Genomic DNA, 19,775 nt, shown 5'->3' on the forward strand with positions numbered 1-19,775 from the left:
CCGCGGTTCACGGGGTGGGCGGTACTCCCCGCCCGGTGCGGCCGTAAGCCGCCAGACGGCTGTACGGCCAGGTCTGACGCCAGTCGGAGCCCGTGTCGTTGACCCGGCAGCCGGCACCCTTCAGCCGCTCCACGATCTTGCCCAGGGCGGCCGCCGAGCCGTCGAAGCGGATGACGTTGCGGCCCCCGATGTCGGAGACCGGGCGCAGCTCGCCGATCTCCACGATCAGCGTCCGCTCCGGGTAGGCCATCAGCACCATGCCCAGTTCGATCAGCACGTTCGGCCGGGGCTGGCAGATCGGCTCCGTCTCGTACGGCGGCTCGACCGGGCCCCGCAGCGCCGGGTGCAGCTGGACCACGTCGTCCGGGGTGAGCAGCACCAGTGCGGCCTGCGCCCGCGCGGGGGCACCGGCGACGACCTCGCCGAGGAACGGCGCCGTCTGCCCGGTGGCCCGGACGAGGTCCTCCCACTCCAACGGACGCAGGTCGAGCAGGCGCAGCAGGTCGAACATCTTCATCCGCACCTCCTCGTCCCGCCCGTGCACGACGAAGACGTTGCGGCTGACGTCCGCGGCGGAACCGTCGTCGCCCGGCCCCGCCCCCGCCCCCGCCTCCGGCCGCACCCGCGCGGGTGCGGGGGCCGCGGGGGCCGGCGGGGCGTCGTAGAAGTTCTGCGTCCCGGAGTTGGTGGTGTTGTTGTTCCCGGTCACGAAGTTGTTGCCGTGCCCGAAGTCGTTGCCGTGCCCGTAGTCGCTGCGGTGACCGCCGCCCGTCGAGGTGTCGCTCATGCGGTGCCGCCCCCCTGTGCCGCGGCGGGGGCGCGGTGGAAGTTCTGCGTCCCGGAGTTGGCCGTGTTGTTGTCGCCGGTCATGAAGTTGTTGTTGCTCCCGTAGTCGTTGAGGATGTTCGTCTGGCGTGCCTCGTGCTCGGCCAGGTCGACGTGGTGCTCGTGCAGGAAGTCCCTGACCACGTGCAGGAGTTGGCGCTCCACGATCTGCGTGTACTTGATCGTGTCCGTCTCCTGGAAGAAGTGCAGGAAGTCCTCGCTGGTGGCCATCTCCCGGATGCTGGTGAGCGCCCCGAGGTCGAGCACGGTGTCCGCGTAGCGGCCGAGGCGGAACTCGCTGGTGTCCAGGGGCAGCGGCACCCGGATCCGGTTCCCGCGGCGCCAGGACAGCCGGCCGGGCAGCCAGGAGCCCAGCCGCGTGACGACGGGCCGCACCAGGGCCTCGGGCGCGCCGAGCAGGGTGTCCCAGCCGACGCGGGCCAGCAGCCGCGCGTCCAGGGCGGCGGGCAGCCGGTCCACCAGGTGGAAGTCGGCCTTGATCGGGGCCAGCACGTACGAGTAGAACTCGGTGTGCAGGGTGTTGCCCTTGAGGTCGAAGCCCACGAACGCCGTGGTGACCAGCTCCTGCTGCCAGGAGCCCACCCGCACGCACAGATAGGCGCGTGCGGAGTCGTAGACCTCGTCCCAGCGTCCCTCGCCGTCCGCCGGGGAGGGCCCGGCCGGGCCGCGCCGGGTCGTGACGCCCGTGGTGAACGCGGACCGCTCGACGGCGAGGCCGTCGATCCGCTCCGACTCGCGTGCCCGGTCGCGCAGTTCGGCGTTCATCCGGTCGGCGACGTAGGCGGTGATCTCCTCGACGGTGAAGGGGACCACCTCCTTGCGCTGCGGTTCCTGGACGTCCGGTGTCCCGGGGGCCGGTGGCGCGCCCGGCGGGCGGTGACCGTGCTCCACCACCGTGAGCGGCGCACCGGTCAGCAGTTCGGCGGTGGACCACCGCCGTACCGGCTCGCCCGCGCCGACGAACGGCTTGTACCCGCCGTAGCGGACCAGGGTGCCGTCCGAGGCCTGCTCCCGGTCGATCTTGGACGCCAGCTCGGGTGTCAGCCGGGGGTGCCGCGGGTACGCGCCGGTGAACCCGTCGCCGCCCCGTCCGAGCCGGCCCACCAGGGCCTGGAGGGTGACGACCCGCCGCAGGTAGGCGGTGACCCAGCACAGCCACAGCGCGGTCAGGAACCCGGTGAACCCGCCCAGGACGCCGGCCCCGGTCAGGAAGAGGGTGCCGACGAGACCGACGCCCAGGACGGCCAGCCGGATCCGCTGCAACCGGCGCGCGGCCAGGGCGTGCGCGAGCACGGGCACCGCGTCGTAGCCGTACGACGGTGCCACCACCCGGAACCGGTGCGTCAGTAACTCCCGTATGACGGAGGCGCGGTAGAGCGGATCGAGATAGGTGCCGGCGCACAGCAGCCGGGTCGCGTTGCTCGTGGCGTTGCTGGTGGCCTCGCGCGGCGCGCGGTCCGGGGCCGGTCCGGCGACGGAGAGGGTGGTGTCACTGGTCATGGCGTCGCTGCTCCGCTCTGGCCGGTCCGGTTCATCGAGCCCCTCGTGATGACGCCGTCCACCACGGTGTAGGTACCGCGGTACGTCGTCCGTGTGCCGTCGGTCCCTTCGGCGACGAGGCCGACGGTGACGGTGTCGCCGTCGACGGACTCGACGGTGGGCTCGGTACGTGCCGTGTCCTGGTAGCCCAGCACGAAGGCCTGGTAGCCCCCGCTGTTCGGGAGGTTCTTGCCGCCGAGCTCCCAGGCGGTCTCGTAGTCCTGCGCGTTGATGGCGTCGTAGTAGGCGAGGACGGTCGCCTCGGGCCCGCGGGTGGGGGTGACGGTCTCGGAGGGACTGGGGGAGGGCACCCCCTGCCCCGAGTCGTCGTCGGTCCCGGTATACCCCTCGCTGGGGTACGGCTCGGTCGGGTACGGGTCGGTCGGAGACGGCTCGGTGGCGTACCCCTCGCCGGGAGACGCGTACCAGGCACCCCCCGCCCCGCCGGATGCCCCGGACGACCCGGACGACCCGGAGGACCCGGAGGACCCGGAGGACCCGGAGGACCCCGTGTCCGCGGACGCCAGTGAGGGCAGGACGGTGATCAGCAGGATCAGCAGCAGCGGGATCCCCGCGACGATCAGGGCGTACGTCCGTTCCTGGCCGGCGGCGGGTAAGAGGGTCGGCGTCTCGTAGGTGCCGCCCGGTCTCGTGCGGGCGTCGGGATGGATCGGCTGGCTCATGGGCCCCTCGCAACTCCCGGCAGGCTGCCGGGTTTTCACTGTTCTCGCGGCACGACCAGAGTCACTCTGCCCGACATCCGTGGGGCGCGATCCGGTTTCGCGCTGACGAGATGTGACCAGAAGCCCCGCTTCCCGGACCAGCCTTTCCACCTGCCGATCCGCTTCCGATCCGCTTCCGGGAGCCCGGCGGGACACGGCCGGGTCCGCCAGGGCGGCGACCCACTCAGCGCAGCAGCGGCGTCCGGCCGCCCCGTACCGCGCACCGGCGGCGCCGGATTCGTCGGCCTCCGGGACACCGGGACGCCGACCGCCTGGAACCCGTATCGGTCCCGGGTTCGCAGTCCGTAAGCGCCGACCACGATCCGCTTCCGCGTCCCCGCGCCGGGCTGCGAAGACCCGCTTGCCCCGTGCCGCCGGGCGTGTCGGGAGCGCGTGGGCTTCGGGCTGGGTCCCGCCGGTTCGGCCTGCCCTGCGACGCCGGGCGGGTCGGGAGCGCGTGGGCTTCGGGCTGGGTCCTCCCGGTCCCGTCTGCCCTGCGACGCCGGGCGTGTCGGGATCACGGGCACTTGGGGCTGGGTTCGCGCAGGCCCGTCTGCCCTGCGACACCCCGCCCGCAGCAAGCTCCCCGCGCCGCGCAGCACCGCTTCGCTCCCTGGGGAGGGCCCCCGCGACGCCGTGCGGCCCGCCTCCCCCCCCCGGCCGAGGACCGGACGTCGCGGGCACCGCCTAGAGAGCGGGGGCCGGCCGTCCCAAGGCCCCCAGTACCGCCGCCAGTTGCCCCAGCGGTTCCGGGCCGATCACGCGGAGCACCACCGTGGCGGCGCCGGCCTTCGTGAGGTCGTCGATCGCGGCGGCGGCCTCGCGTGCGGTGCCGGAGACGGTGAAGACCTCCTCCTGCGGGCGCCCGAGCCAGGCGCCGTGGCCCTCGGTGTGCGGGTGGAGGGCGCGGGACACCTCGTCGGGGTCGTCGCCGACGCAGGCGAAGGAGAAGACGGTGAGCGTGTGCTCGGGACCGGCGCCGCCCCGCTCGGTCAGGGTGCGGACCCGGGCGAGGTCGTTCGGGCCGTGGCCCTCGGCGATCAGCGTGCCGTCCGCGACCCGACCGGACAGCTCCAGCGAGCGGGGCCGTACGACCCCCGCGACGACGGGCGGCACCTCGGTCGGCGGATGCACCAACTTGATCCCGTCCAGATGGACTTCACGCCCGTCGAGGTCCACCCGCGCACCGCGCAGCAGCGCCCGCACCGAGGTGATCGTCTCCTCCAGCAGCGCCAGCGGGGAGCGGGGCGCGACCCCGGCCCGGGCCATCCACTCCGGCACCCCGTGCCCGATCCCGGCCACCAGTCGGCCGGGGAACACCCGGGCCAGCGTGGCCAGTTCCATCGCCAGCAGCGCGGGGCTGCGCAGCGGGGCCGGGGCGATGCCGATGCCCACCCGGAGGCGTTCGGTCGCGCCGAGGGCCACGGCGGCCGCCGACACCCCGCCGTTCCAGTCGAGGTCCTCCACCACCCAGAGGTCGTCCGCTCCGAGCGCCTCGGCCCGCCGAGCGAACGCGGGCAGCCCCTCGGGCGCCCAGTCGCGGTCGTACATCACACCGATGCGTACGTTCGTCATGCTCCGGACCTTTGCGTGGGTGACGGGGGAAGCTCGACAGAAGGCACAGAAGGCGGTGACCGGCCCGCCGGTGTCAGGGACGGCGGGCCGGTCCGTCCGGGTCAGCCCTGGACGGGCCTGCCGCGGCCCCAGGCCCAGGCGAGGCGGTCGGCGCCGGACTGGTTGGTGGTCTCCAGCCACGGACGGCTGACCGGGCCGACGAGCTTCTGCACGGAGTAGATGTCGTCGGTGCGCAGCCCCGGCCAGTACACCGAACCCATCTTCAGTTCGCGGAAGGTGTCGGTGACGGCCTGGATGAAGTTGACGTAGTTGTTGTCCGGCGTCTTCACGTCGTAGTTCAGGCCGTCGGTCATGGGCGCGCCGAACTCGTCCGCCACGGTCCGGTTCGCGCAGTCCCCGATGCGCACCTTCAGGTCGGCGACCCACTGGTCGTAGGTGGCGTACGACTTCCAGAAGCCGTAGTGGTGCAGGGAGAGGTAGGTGCCCTTCAGGCGTGGGTCGGCGCAGACCGTGGTGACGTGGTCGTTGTAGCCGGCGCCGCTGACGAAGACCCGGTTGCGCGGCACGGACCGGTAGGTGTCGAGCCACTTCGCGGCGAGGTCGGCCCACTCGGTGTCGGTGTAGCCGTGCGGCTCGTTCATCGGCTCGAAGTAGACACGCCGGTCGCTCTTGTAGGCCTTGACGACGGTCTTCCACATCGGCCAGTAGGTGGCCTCGTCGTCGATGTAGCCGTCCTTGCGGGTGCCGGTGCCCTCCCAGTAGGACACGATCACTTTGAAGCCCCGGTCGGAGGCCGCGTCGATGACCCCGCGGTACGACTTCCAGTACGCGCCATTGACCGTGTACGGGTTGATCGGCAGCCGGACCGTGTTGGCGCCGAGGTTGGCGCGGAAGGCCGCGATGATCCGGCTCGCCTTCCTGTACGTCTGCCGGTAGGTGTCCGAGGTGGACAGACCGGACAGCTGGAGGTAGTCGTCGGCGAAGTTGTCCCGCGGGTCGGCCCAGTTCACGCCCTTGAACTGCGTGGTGTCGGCGGCCAGGCCCGACGCGGCAAAGGCGTGCGTGGCGGAGGCGGGGGCCGGGGCGGCGGAGGCGGGCGCGGCGGCGAGGGTGCTGCCGGCGAGCGCGGCCACCGCGACGGCGGCGAGAGCGGTCCGCAGCCGGGGCGAGCGGGAGGAGCGGGCGGTACGGGAGGAGCGGGAGGAGGCTCTGACGGGGGTCCTGCGCATCGACTTGCCCTTTCCGAACGACGATGTTTACGCAAACATCGCTCTCCGTCCAGGGGTGATGTTTACGTAAACATGGCGGCGCCGGAAGCTTGGCACTGTGCCCGGTGATCGTCAAGGTTTCGCGCACGTAACGTTTGCGGGCGAGGGGCATCGCGGGCGGCCTCGCGGGGCCCCTCAGGATGTCGCCAGCGGATTGAGGGTCAGCGGCGCGATCTTGCCCTCCAGCATGGCGCCGAGGCCCTGCGCGGCGCAGATGTCGGGCCGCTCCGCGATGTGGACCGGCATCCCGGTGGCCTGCCGCAGCATGTGGTCGAAGCCGGGCAGCAGGGCGGAGCCGCCGACCATCATGATCCCCCGGTCCGCCAGGTCGGCGACCAGGTCCGGCGGGCACTCCCGGAGCACCCTGCCGATGCCGTCGAGCACGGCCGTCAGCGGGGTCTCGATCGCGTCCCGCACGGCGGCGGTGTCGACGAGGACGGAACGGGCCAGGCCCGTCGCCACGTCCCGCCCGTGGATCTCCGTGGAGGCCGGCCCGTGCGGGGTGAGACCGTTGCCGGACAGGGCCAGCTGCAAGGGCCGTACGGACTGGCTCGGCAGCATCAACTCGTGCTCCAGCCGCAGGTGTTGCACGATCGCGTGATCCACGGCCTCGCCGCCCACCGGGATCCGCTCGGCGGTCACGATCGAGCCGAGCGAGAGCACCGCGATCTGGGTGGCGGCCGCCCCGCACACCATGATCATCGTGGCCTCGGGGTGCTCGACCGGCAGCCCGCAGCCGACGGCGGCGGCGATCAGGGTGTCCACCAGCTCCACCCGGCGCGAGCCCAGTCCGACGAGCGTCTCGATCGTGGCGCGGCGGGCCAGCGGGTCGGCGTCGTGCGGGGTGCAGGCGGCGGCCCGCAGGAACGGCTTGCGGCGCAGCTGCCGGCGCACCTTGTCGCCGAGCAGGTGCCGCAGCATGCGCTGCGCCATCTCGATGTCGACGACCGTGCCGCCGGACACCGGCCGCATCACCCGGATGTAGTCCGGGGTGCGGCCCGTCATCCGCTCGGCGAACTCGCCCACCGCGATCAGCGCGCCGGTACGGGTGTTCACGGCGGCGACCGACGGCTGGTCCACGACCAGCCCGGCCCCCCGCACGTACACCCGGGTCCGTGCCGCCCCGAGGTCGACGGCGAAGTGGCAGCGGCGCAACTGCTCCAGACTGGCGGTCATGGCGGGTCCTCCCGAGAGCGCAGACCATGGGGCCGCCTGGCCGGCGGGCCTCCTGCGGGGTGGGCCGCCGGGCGGCCGGCCTCCCTCGCATCCTGCGCGGGCCGTGCGGGGGGACGCCTCTTCAAGGGGGCCGGGCGGGGCGCGCCCGAATGGGGGGTTGTCCCGGCGGCGCGCCTCCCGCCCTGTCCGGCGGTGCCTCGGCTGCGGTCGGGGCGGGGCGCCTCCCGCCCTGTCCGGCGGCGCCCCGGCTGCGGTCGGCGGACGGTCTCCAGGACCTCCGAGGCGCCGGTGACACGGGCGCGGCGGCGGCCCCCGGCCCGCCGCCACGGGCCGACGGTCAGCGGCCCTTTACCGACTCTCCCCGGCCCCTGAGCGGGCCTACAACGACTCGCCCCAGCCCTTCGCCAGCCCTCACTGGCCCTTCAACGGTCCTTCCCGGCTCTTCCCGGCCCCCACTGGCCCTTCAACGGCCCTCCCCGGCTTCCCGGCCCTCAGTGGCCGTTCACCGGCCCTCGCCCACCCCCCCGGCCCCTCTCTGGCCCCTCACCGGCCGTTCGCCAGCTCTCATCGGCTCCTCACCGGCCGTTCGCCAGCCCTCCCCGGACCCTCACCATCCCTCACCCGCCCCTCAACACCGCTTCCGGAGCAGGTTCCGACGGCTCCCCGAGCCGGCCGCCGGTCCGGTGGAACAACCCGCTCGGCCACCACATCCACCGCCCCACGTCCAGCGTCAGCGCGGTGACCAGGACCGAGCGGACGACCAGGGTGTCCAGCAGCACCCCGAACGCCACCGCGAACCCCAGCTCGGCTGCGAACACCAGCGGCAGCGAGGCCATCGCCGCGAAGGTGCCCGCCAGCACCACCCCCGCCGAGGTGATCACACCGCCGGTGGCCGACAGCCCCGTCAGCGCCCCGCGCCGGGTGCCGTGCCGGACGGCCTCCTCGCGCACCCGGGTGACCAGGAAGATGTTGTAGTCGATGCCGAGGGCGACCAGGAACACGAACGCCAGCAGCGGGAAGGAGGCCTCCTCCCCGGCGAAGTGGAAGACGTGCTCGAACACCAGGGCGCTCACCCCCATCGCCGCCCCGAACGACAGCACCACCGTCGCCATCAGCAGCAGCGGGGCGACGACCGCCCGCAGCAGCAGCGCGAGCACGAGGAACACCGCCACCAGCACGATGGGGATGATCACCACCGAGTCGCGGTCGGCCGCCTCCCGTGTGTCGAGCAGCACCGCCGTGGTCCCGCCGACCTGCGCCCGCCCGCCCTCGACCTCGTGGACGGCGGCCCTGGCCCGCTCGACCGCCCGCATCGCGGCCGTACTGCTGGGATCGTCCCGCAGCTCCCCGGCCACCAGTGCCTCACCCCCCTTGACCACCGGCGCGGCGACGCGGGCCACCCCCGGGACACCGGACAGCGCGCTCCGCACCTCCTGTGCCGCGTCCGCCCGCGCCACCACCAGGACGGGGTCGCCCGAGCCGGCCGGGAAGTGCCGGGCGCGGATCTCCTCGCCCACGGCCGACTGCGGGCGGCCGGTGAACTGGTCCTTCCCGGCCAGCCCGTCGGCCCGCAGCGTGAACATCCCGAGCGTCATCGCGCCGAGGACCAGCGCGGTACCGGCCCACACCAGCCGCGGCCGCCCGGAGACCGCGGCGCCCACCCGGGCCCAGACGCCGCCGGCCCCCGCGCCGGCGGGCGTCGCGTCGTACGAGGGGGTCGTCGGCCAGAAGATCCAGCGGCCGCAGACCACCAGCAGCGCCGGCATCAGGGTGGTCATGGCGAGCAGACCGACGAGGACGCCGACCGCGCACGCCGGGCCGAGCCCCTGGGTGGAGTTGAGGGAGGCCAGGGTCAGCAGCGTCAGGCTGACCGCGACGGTCGCCGCGCTGGCGACGATCGCGGGACCGGAGCGCCGCAGGGCCCGCTCCATCGCCTCGTGCCGGTCCTCGTGCCGCCGCAGCTCCTCCCGGTAGCGCGAGGTGAGCAGGAGGGCGTAGTCGGTGGCGGCGCCGAACACCAGCACGGTCAGGATGAACCCGGTCTGCTTGTTGACGGTGAGTCCGGCGTTCCTCGCCAGGACGTAGATCACCGCCTCGGAGGTGACCAGTGCCGCGCCCGCGGTCAGCAGCGGCAGCAGCGGGAGGACCGGGCTGCGGTAGGTGAGCAGCAGGATCAGGACGACCACGGACGCGGTGATCGCCGTGAGCCCGCCCCCGCCGCCGAAGGCCTTGATGGAGTCGGCGGCCTGCCCGGCCGGCCCGGTGACATGGAACCCGGGACCGCCGCCGCCGTCCGTCTCGCCGACCTCGGTCAGCGCGTCGACGACCCTGCCGATCCCCTCCCATCCCGTGCGGTCCTTGTGCACCTGGACCACGGTCTGGATCGCCCGCCCGTCCGCCGACCGCACCGGGCCCTGCGGCGCGCCCTCGACCCCGTCGACCGTCCGGAAGGCCTCGGCGTCGGCGCGGGCCTTCGCCAGATCGGCGGCGGTGACGCCACCCGGCCGGTCGTAGACCACGATCGCGGGCACGGTGTCGGCGGGCCGGAACCGCGCCACCCGCTCGACGACCCGCGTCGACTCCGCGTCCCCGGGCAGCCAGGCCGAGTTGTCGTTCTGCTCGACCTCGCCCAGCCGCCCGGCCAGCATCAGGGCCGGGACCAGCAGGACCGCCCAGAGGGCGAGGACGACCCACTTGCCGACCCGGCCGCCCGGCAGGGACACCAGCGTGCCCGCCCTCACAGGGACCTCGCCGCGGTGCCGATGTGGGCGAGCTTGTCGGGGTTGGCGACGGCGTAGATCCCGCACACCCGGTCCCCGTCCGGGGTGAGGTCGAGGACGAGGACCGCGTACGGGGTGTCGCCGGCGAACAGCAGCGCCGACGGATCGCCGTTGACGCTGCGGTAGGCGATGCGCAGGCCCTGACCGGAACGCGGCGCGACCGAGGCGAGCAGCCGGGCCACCTTGTCCCGGCCCCGCAGCGGCCGGGGTCCGCCCGCGCCCTTGCCGCCGCCGTCGCCCCACAGCGTCACGTCCGGCGCCAGCAGCCGCAGCAGGGCGTCCAGGTCACCGCCGAGGGCGGCGTCCAGGAACCGCTCGGTCACCTGCCGCCGGACCTGCGGATCGGGCGCGTACCGGGGGCGCCGGGCGTGCACGTGCTCGCGGGCGCGGTGCGCGAGCTGGCGGATCGCCGAGGGGCTGCGGCCGAGGATCTCCGCGATCTCGGTGTGGGGGTAGCCGAACACCTCGTGCAGCACGAACACGCCCCGCTCCAGCGGGGTGAGGGTCTCCAGGACCACCAGCAGCGCCATCGACACCGACTCGGCACGCAGGGCCGCGTCGGCCGCGTCCGCGGTGTCGGCGGGGGCCGCGGCGTCCGGGAGGGGCCCGACCAGCGGTTCGGGCAGCCAGGGCCCGACATAGGTCTCCCGGCGTCGGCTGACGGTGGCCCGGTGGGCGAGCGCCCCGTTCACCGCGATCCGCACCAGGTAGGCGCGCGGATGCCCGATCCGCGCCGCGCCCTCCGCCTCGTGCCGTGCCGCCCACGACAGCCACGTCTCCTGCATCACGTCCTCGGTGTCGCAGACGCTGCCGAGCATGTTGTAGACGATGGAGAACAACAGCTCCCGGTGGTCGGCGAACACCTCGGTCGCGGTGCGTGCCACCGGGTGCGGTGGGTGGGACATCGTGGGCCTCCCGTCGCGGATGCTTTCGACACTGAGAGGGACCCGGCCGCCCGGAGTGTGACATGACCACCCTCGTATGTGACCCACGTCTCACCCCCGTGGGGGACTACAGCGACCGTGCGGGTACTGTCCTGTTCCCCGGCCCGTTTTCACGGCGTCTGCCGCTCCGGCGGCCGGATCACCCCGAGTTCCACCAAGTCCTGCGGTCGGATACGGAGTTGACCGGCCGTCGCCTCCACCTCCCCGGGCGGCCGCTTGAGGATCGCGGCGGCCATCTCGGGCGCGATCACGGAGAAGTAGCTGTCCGGCGCGGCCCAGGTGCGGCCGGGCGCGGCCAGCGCGAGCGCCCCGCCGGAACCGCCCTCGCCGATCACCAGGGTGGTGACCGGCGTCCGCACGGTGGCGAGGACCCCGAACAGCTCCGCGATCGCCGCGCCCGCGCCCTGCCGTTCCGCCTCGGCGTCGTTGGCCGCGCCGGGGGTGTCCACCAGGGTGAGCACCGGGATGCCGAGCCGGTCCGCGAGCCGGATCAGCCGGGTCGCCGTACGGTATCCGGCGGGCCGGGTGGCCGCCCCGGTCTGCGCGGCGTACGCGACGGTACGGCCGTCCTGCTCGCCGAAGCCGCACAGCATCCCGTCCGGGTCGGTACCCCCGCACCGGTCGCCACAGAGCGCGACCCGCCCGGTGAGACAGGCGTCCAGGTACTGCGCGGCGCGCGGCCGGTGCGGGGAGCGGGCCCGGCGTACCGCGTCCCAGCCGGAGACCGGCAGATCCCGCGCGCCGAGCGGCTCCGGCACCGGGGCCGGCTCGCCGGACACCCCGGTCAGCAGCCGCAGCCACCGCCCGAGCGTCTCCCGCAGCTCCCCCTCGGGCACGACGGCGTCCGCCGCCCCCGCCGCGACCTGCGCCTCGGCCGTGTACGCGGCCGGATCGGCGTCCGCCGGCCGCACCCGGGACCCGGCGAAGCCGACCTGGGCCCCGGGCAGCGCGAGGACGACGTCCGCCCCCGCGCCGAGCGTGGCCCAGCCCCCGCCGGTCGTCGGGTCCCGCACCACCGCGATCTGCGCCAGCCCCGCCTGCCGGGTCAGCGCCGACTCCCGCGCCACCCGCTGGAGTTGGCTGAGGGCGAGCATGCCCTCCTGCATCCGGCTGCCGCCCGTCGCGACCAACGGCACGACGGGCAGCCGGTGTTGGCGGGCATGGGCGTACGCCGCCGACAGCCGGTCGCCGGTGCGTTCGCCCAGCGAGCCGCCCAGGAAGCCGAACTCGAAGGCGATCAGGACCGCTTCGGTGCCCTCGACCCGGGCGGTGCCGCAGACGACGGACTCGCTCTCCCCGGTGCGCTCGGCCGCGCGGGCGCGCGCGAGGTCGTAGCCGGGCCAGGCCAGCGGCCCGTCGGGGCGTACCTCCCGCGCCGGGTGGGGGAGTTCGGTGAAGGAGTCGGTGACGAGGGCGATGATCTCGCGGGCGCTCGCACGTCCCGTCATGACGGCAGCGCCCGCTTCATGATCTTCCCCATGTCGTTGCGGGGCAGCGCGTCGAGGTACCGCACGTCCCGGGGCCGCTTGTGCGGCGCGAGCCGCCGGGCCACGTGAGCGGCCAGCTCGGCGGCGTCCGGCGGGGACTGCGGGTCGGCGGGGACGATCCAGGCGACGATCCGCTCCCCGAGGTCCGCGTCCGGCGCCCCCGTGACGGCCGCCTCGCGTACCCCGGGATGCTCCAGCAGCGCGTTCTCGATCTCCCCGGCCCCGATCTTGTACCCGCCGCTCTTGATGAGGTCGGTGGCCTTGCGCCCGACGATCCGCACGTACCCGTCCGGATCGCGCACGGCCACGTCACCCGTGCGGAACCAGCCGTCGGCGGTGAAGGCGGCGGCGGTCGCGTCGGGCCGGTTGAGGTACTCCGTGAACAGGTTCGGCCCGTGCACCTCGATCTCCCCGACGGTCTCCCCGTCGTACGCCGATACGGCCGCCCCGCCCTCGTCGACCAGCCGCAGCTCCACCCCCGGCAGCGGCACCCCGACGGTCCCCGGCCGGGCCTCCCCGTCGGCCCGCACCGCCGTGTTCATCAGGGTCTCCGTCATGCCGTACCGCTCGATCACCCGCCGCCCGGTCGCCGCCGCGATCCGCTCGTGGTCGTGCACGGGCAGCGCGGCCGAGCCCGACACCAGCAGCCGGGCCCCCGACAGCGCCTTGACCAGCTCCGGGTCGGCCGGGAGCGTCTCGGCGATCCGGTGGTACATCGTCGGCACCCCGAACAGCATGGTCGCGCCCCCGCTCAGCTCCCGGGCCACTCCCTCCGTGGTGAACCGCCCCAGATGCCGTACCGACCCGCCCCGCCGCAGCGGCCCGAGCACGCCCAGCACCAGTCCGTGCACATGGAACAGGGGCAGCCCGTGCACCAGCACGTCCTGCGCCGTCCACTGCCAGGCGTCGGCGAGGGCGTCCAGGGTGGCGGCGACGGCCCGCCGGGGGATGACCGCGCCCTTCGGGGGGCCGGTGGTGCCGGAGGTGTAGACGACGAGGGCCGGGTCCTCGTCGGCCACGGGCTCCGGGGCGGCGCCGCCGACGGCGCGCACGTCGACGTCCACGCGCTCCACCGGGTGCAGCGCGGCGGGCAGTTCGTCCCCCGACGCGGCGAGCACGAGCCCCGGCGCGCTGTCACCCAGGATGTGTGCCAGCTCCTTGTCCCCCGACTTCGGGTTGAGCGGTACGGCGGCGGCCCCGGCGAGCAGCACGCCCACCACCGCCACGGCGGTCTCCAGCGTGGGCGTGGCCCACACCGCCACCCTGCCCGCCCCGCGCACCCGCTCCGCGACGGCCCCGGCCGCCGCCGCGAGCTCGGCGTAGGTCAGGGCCCGCTCACCGAACCGCACCGCCGCACGTTCGGAAGGGTCACCCGTGAGGGCGGGGAAGAGAGAGGACACGCGGACGCTCCTTGAACCGGTGGACCTGAGGTCATGTGCCACCGATCCTGCCCCGGCTCAGGCCGCTTCCACCAGGCCGGCCGTCACACGGCTCACGTCGTCGCTGTTAGCCTTCCGGGGACCGGTCGTCGGACATGAGTACGAAGAGGGAGTTCCGCGTGTCCCGTATCGCCCTCGTCACCTGCCGGCCCGGACCCGAGGTCGCCGTCGACCGGGATCTGCCGGGGCTGGTCGCGGCGCTGACGGAGGCCGGGGCGCAGGCGCGGGCCGTCGTCTGGGACGACCCCGGGGCCGACTGGGGCTCGTTCGACCTCGCCGTCATCCGGTCCACCTGGGACTACAGCTGGCGCGCGGCCGAGTTCCTGGCCTGGGCCGGGAAGGCCTCGGCCGTCACCCGGCTGGCCAATCCGGCCGACGTGATCCGCTGGAACAGCGACAAGCGCTACCTCGGCGCGCTCGCGGCCGCCGGGGTCCCGACCGTCCCGACCCGCTACCTCGCCCCCGGCGAGCCGGCCGGCCTCCCCGACGACCACGAGTACGTCGTGAAGCCGACCTCCGGCGGCGGCGCCCGCTTCGCCGCCCGCTACACCCCCGACGAGCACGACACCGCCGTACGGCACCTCGCGCGCCTGCACGCCGAGGGCTTCACCGCGATGGTGCAGCCCTATGTGCGGGGCATCGACGCGGCGGGCGAGCGGGCCCTCCAGTTCTTCGGCGGACGCCTGCTGCACGCCAGCCGCAAGGGGGCCGTCCTCGCGCCCGGCACGCCGTACGACGAGCGCAAGGTGGCCCACCCGGGCCTGGTGGCCTGGCAGCCCACGGACGCCGAACTGGCCGTGGCCGAGCAGGCGTTGGCGGCCGTCCCCAAGGCCCCCGAGCTGCTGTACGCGCGCGTGGACCTCGTGGACGGCGAGGACGGCCGACCCCAGGTCATGGAACTGGAACTGGTCGAACCGAACCTGTTCCTGTCCCTGCACACCGGCTCGGTGGCGGCGGTCGTGACGGCCATCCTCGCGGCGGCCCGCCAGGGGGTGTGACACCCCCTAGGAATTCCCGTACTGCCCGTGGATTCCGTACAGCCGCTCGTGCTGTTGCTGCTGTTCGTAGAGGTCGTACTGTGCCCGCTCGTGCGGGGCGGGCCCGGGGCCGTTGCCGTCCCGGACGGTCGTCCGCTGGAGCAGCCCCCAGGTGAACTCGGCGACCGCCTCCCGGGGCGTGCCCAGGGCGTCCGGCGCCGTGAACGCCAGCCCCCAGCGGGTGGGGGCGGTCCCCTCCAGCGGGCGGGCCGGGGCGAAGGCGCGGGCGACCTCGTCGACCGTGCAGGACCAGGGGGCCAGGTCGTCCAGGGTGCGCGGCGCCGGGGCCGGCCGCTGCGGGGCGCGCACCAGCCAGTCGTTCCAGACGGAGTTGTCCGGCGCGAGCAGCACCTCGAAGCGCAGATCGGGCCAGAGCGGGATCGGCCACTGCCAGGACTCGCAGTCGACGTCGCCGACGCGGCGTGCGGTCCTCGACTCGGGTTCACCGAGGACCGAGCGGTAACGGGAGAGGGCGCCCCGCGCGTGCGGGGAGTGGATCATGGCCTGCCAGCGCTTGTTGGCCTCCCTCATCTGCGCCAGGGACACCCCCAGGCCATGGCGGGCGTCGTCCACCAGATCCGGGTTGTGGTCGGCCATGCGGCGCAGCAGTACGAGTTGGAAGTCGGCGACACTGAAGGTGCCGGCGAGACGTTTCGGGGTCGGCATACCCCCATCCTGGCCCACCGGAGCGTTTCAGGACCATTGCCCAGCGCAGCGCCATATGACAGCCTGTGTTCGTCATGCCGATCGCCTGTTGAAATTTCGAACGCAGGCCAGGGACGAAACAGGGAGGGGGCCGGTCGTGGGACGCCTCGTACCAGCCGTGACCCGAGCTCTCGACATTCTCGAGCTCTTCCTCGACGGGGACGGGACGCTCTCCGCCCCCGACATCGTGCGCAGACTCCAGCTCCCGCGCACCACGGTGCACGAACTGGTGACCACGCTCGCCGCGCGCTCCTACATCGTCCCCGTGCCCGGACAGCCCGGACGGTACCGCCTCGGGGTCCGCCCTTACCAGCTCGGCAGCCGGTACGCCGAGCACCTCGACCTCGCCGCCGAGGGTCAGCAGGTCGCCCGCAGTGTCGCCGAGACGTGTGACGAGACGGTCCACGTGGCGATCCTGGAGGGCACGGACGTCATCTACATCGCCAAGGTCGACTCCACGCACGCGGTGCGCATGGTCTCGGCCGCCGGCCGCCGGCTGCCCGCCCACTGCACCTCCGTCGGCAAGATGCTGCTGGCCTCCCTGCCCGAGAGCGAGCTCTCCGCCCGGGTCCCCGACGACGCCCACCTCGTGCGGATGACCCCGAACAGCATCACCGAGCCCGCCGCCCTGCGCGCCGCGCTCGCGGAGATCAGGGAACGGGGCGTCGCGGTGGAGAGCCGTGAGTCGAACCCCGACGTGAGCTGTGTGGCCGCGCCCGTCCGCGACCGCACCGGCCAGGTCGTGGCGGCCCTGTCGATCTCCGTCCCCATGATCCGCTGGAGCGACGAGCGCCGCATCGAGCTGGAGCAGCTCGCCGCCAAGGGCGCCGCGGAACTCTCCGAACTCCTCGGCTACCGGAGCGTGGCATGAGCATCTCCTACGACGTCGCGGTACGGGCCGAGGCCACCCTCGGCGAGGGCCCCACCTGGGACCCGGCCACCGGCCGTCTGCTCTGGCTCGACATCCTCGGCTCCCGGCTGCACACCTACGACCCCTCGACCGGCCGCCGCACGGTCCGGGTGACCGACCAGCACGTGGGCGCGGCCAAGCCCCGCGAGGGCGGCGGTCTCGTCCTCAACCTCCGTGACGGCGTGGCCCTGCTGGACGAGGACGGCGCCTTCCGCTGGCTGCACCACGAGCCGGTCCCCGGCCGCCGCGCCAACGACGCCGCCGTCGCCCCCGACGGCTCCCTGTGGGCCGGCACCATGCGCTACGACGAGGCACCCGGCGGCGGCACCCTGACCCGCCACACCGGCGACGGCACCGCCGAGGTCTTCCTCGACGACGTGGCGGTGAGCAACGGCACGGGCTGGAGCCCGGACCACTCGCTCATGTACTACGTCGACTCCCCGACCCGCCGGGTCGACGTCTTCACCTTCGCCGACGGCCGGATCTCCGACCGCCGCCCCTTCGTCGTGATCGAGGACGGCGCGGGCTTCCCCGACGGCCTGACCGTCGACGCGGACGGCTGCGTCTGGGTCGCCCTCTGGGACGGCGCGGCGGTACGCCGCTACACCCCCGCGGGCGACCTCGACCGCGTCATCACCCTCCCCACCCCCCGGGTGACGGCCTGCGCCTTCGGCGGCTCCGACCTCAGTGACCTCTACGTCACGACGGCGAGGGTGGGGCTGACCTCCCCGCACCCGGTGGCGGGCTCCCTGCTGGTGGTGCCGGGGGCGGGCAAGGGACTGCCGCAGCCGGCCTTCCGCGGCTGAGCGCGGGGGCGCGCCGCAGGCGGCCAGGTTCTGTCCGGCGGATCACTGCCGAAGCCAGAGGCGGATCGCTGCTGCGGTGACGTGCCGTGGAAGACGTAGGCCCGCTTTCCACGGCCCGTGGCGTTCCGGCAGGTCACGCCACCTCTCGCCGCCCAGGCGGCGTGCGGATGGGCCGGCAGATGCCGCCTGGAGGTCACTGGCGCCTGGGTATCAGGAGGGTGTCATGCCAGGTGGTTGTATGCCAGGGAGGGGTTGTGGGGGTAGTAGCGGATCCGCGACGTGAACGGTGCCGACGTGTTGCCGGTGCCGAGGTAGAGGTACGTCAGGTTCCGGCTCTTGTCGTATGCGAGCAGGTCGGGGCGGCCGTCGTGGTTGGCGTCGCCGATGCCCACGAGGTCGCTGTAGAGGTTCCAGCCGCTGCCGATCCTGACACGTGAGGCGAAGGTGCCGTTGCCGTTTCCGCGGGAGAGCCACAGCACGCCCCTGCTGTCGCGGGCGAGGAGGTCGCTCGCGGTGGTGCCGCCGACGTTCCCCACAGCAATGATCTTGTTGTAGGTGCCCCAGCCGCCGCTGACCTTCACCCGGGTCGCGAACGGAGCGGCGTGGTTGCCGGTGCCTTTGAAGAGCCAGAGCACCCCGGCAGCGTCGGTGGCGAGCAGGTCGGCCCGGCCGTCCCCGCTGTAGTCGCTGCCACCGGTGATCTTGTTGTAGATCTGCCAGCCGCCGCCGATCCTGATGCGGTTGGCGAAGCCCCCGGCGCCGTTGCCCGGGTACAGCCACAGCGCACCGCTGCCGTCACGGGCGATCACGTCGGCGTGCTGGGAGCCGCCTACGTTGCCGACGGCCTCGATCCGGTCGTAGATGCCCCAGCCCGAGCCGATGAGTCTGGTCTCGTGATCGCTCAACTGCCCGGGGTTGTGGGGGTCGTAGTAGGTGTCGCCGGTCCACAGGCGTCCGGCGGTGTCCCGTGCGAGCACGTTCGGGGCGCCGTTGTCGTCGAAGTCATGCGGTTTGGCGGTGCGCACGACCGTGAACGTGCCAGAAGCGGTGAGGTCGGGGCCGATGCCGTTGAGGGGCTTGGCGATGAGTGTCCAGGTGTAATCGCCGTTGTACGCGTTGCCCTGCTCCGGCCACTGCAGTTCGCCGTCCCAGTCGAAGGTGACGGATGTAGTCGGTGGATTCGGGAAGTACGCGGTCACGGTCCTGCCTGTGCGGACGTGCCGCAGTGTGACCGTCATGTCGACGTTGTCGCGGGACAGCTTCCATGCCATCGTGCTCTGGCCGCCGCCCGGGTCGAGGTTGAGGACAGCGGGGACGCCGGCGCCGGTCAGCGTGACCCGGGTGGGCTCGCCGGTACCGGCGACCAGGGTCGCGGCCGGGAGAGCGTCCTGGCCGGACGTGATGCGGTACACGCCTTCGTTGTCGGCGACCGTGCCGCCGCGCGCGAACAGCGTGCCGTCGGGGGCGGTGGCGGCGGAGGTGAGGTGGTCGAGGAGCTTGCGGGTGGCGCCGCTCGTCAGGTCGTAGGCGGTCAGCGCGTCTGAGGAGTACGTCCCGTCCGCGTCCAGTGCGCTGCGGTTGCCGTACGTCACCCAGGCGCCCTGCAGGCCGATTTCCAGCCTTCTCTGCGCTGCCTTGCCCACCGGAATGGTCTGCCGCGTATCCGTGGAGCGGTCGGTGACGACCACCGTCGCGTCATACGTCGCGTCCGGCGCGGCGTTGTACTCGACCCACGCCACGTGCGTGGTCGAGACCGCGATGTCCGTGCCCGCCGCAGCGGCCGGAAGCTCGTAGGTCTCGGTCACGGTACCGGCCGCAAGGTCGAGGAGGCCGAGGTAGCGCCGGGTGTCTGTACCGGTCCCGGTGGCGTAGGTCACCTGGGCATGGGTGGCGGTGGCGGGCACGACCCTCACCTCTGTGGCCGTGTCCGGCAGGCCGGTCACCGTGCGCAGCGCCGCGTCCTTGGTGTGCATGCGGAGCGTCTTGCCGCCCGCGGCGTTGTCCAGCGTGGTGAAGAGGCAGACGCCGGCAGCGCCCGCGAAGGTGGCCCCGGTGGCGGAGGGGCCGGGGTAATAGGAGTAGACGACCGTTCCGGTCGCCATGTCCGTGATCGTGCCGGTGGTGTTGGTGGGGGCGGCGTACGTGGCGACGAGGTCGCCGGACCCGGTGCCCAGGACCGTGTAACTCGACGGCCATTTCGTGGGGGAGCCGCCCGGGGCGGGAAGCCAGGTCCGTCCGGTGGCCGGGTTGTAGGTCAGGTAGCCCGAGGCGGTTGCCCCGGTGATGACGTCCCTCTTCGGGAAGGCGGTGACGGATTGGTCCGCGGCACCCGTGGCGGCGATGACGTCGGCGGGCGCGGCCGTCGCGGAGGAGGGCAGGGCGCCACCGGCGGCAGTGAGAGCGAGGACGACGGTGATGGCCGCGGCGAGGCGTGGCCGGGCGATGCGCAGGGGGAGCAAGGAGTGGATTCCTTCGTTTCAGGCGAAGAGGTCGCAGGATGTATATCTCTAAGAAGTGGACGTCGACCGGGGCGCGGACAGC

At 73.5% G+C, this 19,775-nt stretch carries 14 protein-coding genes and 1 pseudogene; 3 read left to right on the forward strand and 12 right to left on the reverse strand.

Annotated features, from left to right (window positions below; all coding sequences use genetic code 11):
- Positions 1-7 precede the first annotated feature (7 nt).
- The 10 genes from AQJ58_RS03325 to AQJ58_RS03370 all read right to left on the reverse strand — a co-directional run bounded on the left by AQJ58_RS03325 (position 8) and on the right by AQJ58_RS03370 (position 13,737).
- The gene (locus AQJ58_RS03325) at positions 8-787 is read right to left on the reverse strand and encodes a TIR domain-containing protein (RefSeq protein ID WP_067244569.1); all 780 of its coding nucleotides are present in this window, start codon (positions 785-787) and stop codon (positions 8-10) included.
- Entirely contained in the window at positions 784-2,346 is a 1,563-nt protein-coding gene (locus AQJ58_RS03330; protein WP_067244570.1) for a hypothetical protein, read from the reverse strand. The genes AQJ58_RS03325 and AQJ58_RS03330 overlap by 4 nt, the downstream gene beginning before the upstream one ends.
- Positions 2,343-3,068, reverse strand: coding sequence for a hypothetical protein (locus AQJ58_RS42275; RefSeq protein ID WP_067244572.1), 726 nt, complete (start codon positions 3,066-3,068; stop codon positions 2,343-2,345). Before AQJ58_RS42275 ends, AQJ58_RS03330 begins: the two co-directional genes overlap by 4 nt.
- Positions 3,069-3,794: 726 nt before the next feature.
- Entirely contained in the window at positions 3,795-4,682 is an 888-nt protein-coding gene (locus AQJ58_RS03340) for an LLM class flavin-dependent oxidoreductase (RefSeq protein ID WP_067244574.1), read from the reverse strand.
- A gap of 101 nt (positions 4,683-4,783) precedes the next feature.
- Positions 4,784-5,911: a glycoside hydrolase family 5 protein gene (locus AQJ58_RS03345; RefSeq protein ID WP_067244575.1), complete on the reverse strand. Its 1,128-nt coding sequence runs from the start codon at positions 5,909-5,911 to the stop codon at positions 4,784-4,786.
- A gap of 174 nt (positions 5,912-6,085) precedes the next feature.
- The gene (locus tag AQJ58_RS03350; protein WP_067244577.1) at positions 6,086-7,126 is read right to left on the reverse strand and encodes a rod shape-determining protein; all 1,041 of its coding nucleotides are present in this window, start codon (positions 7,124-7,126) and stop codon (positions 6,086-6,088) included.
- 617 nt (positions 7,127-7,743) lie between these two features.
- Entirely contained in the window at positions 7,744-9,867 is a 2,124-nt protein-coding gene (locus AQJ58_RS03355) for an MMPL family transporter (RefSeq protein WP_067244578.1), read from the reverse strand.
- Positions 9,864-10,811, reverse strand: coding sequence for an RNA polymerase sigma factor SigJ (gene sigJ, locus AQJ58_RS03360; RefSeq protein ID WP_067244580.1), 948 nt, complete (start codon positions 10,809-10,811; stop codon positions 9,864-9,866). Before sigJ ends, AQJ58_RS03355 begins: the two co-directional genes overlap by 4 nt.
- A gap of 149 nt (positions 10,812-10,960) precedes the next feature.
- On the reverse strand, positions 10,961-12,298 hold the full coding sequence (locus AQJ58_RS03365; RefSeq protein WP_067244582.1) for a carboxyl transferase domain-containing protein: 1,338 nt from the start codon (positions 12,296-12,298) through the stop codon (positions 10,961-10,963).
- A complete protein-coding gene (locus tag AQJ58_RS03370; protein WP_067244583.1) occupies positions 12,295-13,737 on the reverse strand; it encodes an acyl-CoA synthetase in 1,443 nt (480 codons plus the stop codon). The genes AQJ58_RS03365 and AQJ58_RS03370 overlap by 4 nt, the downstream gene beginning before the upstream one ends.
- Before the next feature lie 158 nt (positions 13,738-13,895).
- Between AQJ58_RS03370 and AQJ58_RS03375 the strand changes: the two genes are divergently transcribed.
- Complete coding sequence (locus tag AQJ58_RS03375; protein ID WP_067244585.1) at positions 13,896-14,774, forward strand: ATP-grasp domain-containing protein; 879 nt, start codon at positions 13,896-13,898, stop codon at positions 14,772-14,774.
- A gap of 117 nt (positions 14,775-14,891) precedes the next feature.
- On the opposite strand, the pseudogene AQJ58_RS03380 reads toward AQJ58_RS03375, so the two are convergent.
- Positions 14,892-15,479, reverse strand: a pseudogene (locus AQJ58_RS03380) (hypothetical protein); the annotation flags it as partial.
- 136 nt (positions 15,480-15,615) lie between these two features.
- Here AQJ58_RS03380 and AQJ58_RS03385 point away from each other — a divergent pair.
- Both AQJ58_RS03385 and AQJ58_RS03390 read left to right on the forward strand, forming a co-directional pair.
- On the forward strand, positions 15,616-16,389 hold the full coding sequence (locus AQJ58_RS03385; protein ID WP_067244587.1) for an IclR family transcriptional regulator: 774 nt from the start codon (positions 15,616-15,618) through the stop codon (positions 16,387-16,389).
- Positions 16,386-17,234: an SMP-30/gluconolactonase/LRE family protein gene (locus AQJ58_RS03390; RefSeq protein ID WP_067244589.1), complete on the forward strand. Its 849-nt coding sequence runs from the start codon at positions 16,386-16,388 to the stop codon at positions 17,232-17,234. Before AQJ58_RS03385 ends, AQJ58_RS03390 begins: the two co-directional genes overlap by 4 nt.
- Positions 17,235-17,455: 221 nt before the next feature.
- Here AQJ58_RS03390 and AQJ58_RS03395 read toward each other — a convergent pair whose 3' ends face one another.
- Positions 17,456-19,693: an FG-GAP repeat domain-containing protein gene (locus AQJ58_RS03395; RefSeq protein WP_234359942.1), complete on the reverse strand. Its 2,238-nt coding sequence runs from the start codon at positions 19,691-19,693 to the stop codon at positions 17,456-17,458.
- Between the last annotated feature and the right edge of the window lie 82 nt (positions 19,694-19,775).

The organism is Streptomyces sp. DSM 15324, from assembly GCF_001514285.1.
GTDB lineage: Bacteria > Actinomycetota > Actinomycetes > Streptomycetales > Streptomycetaceae > Streptomyces.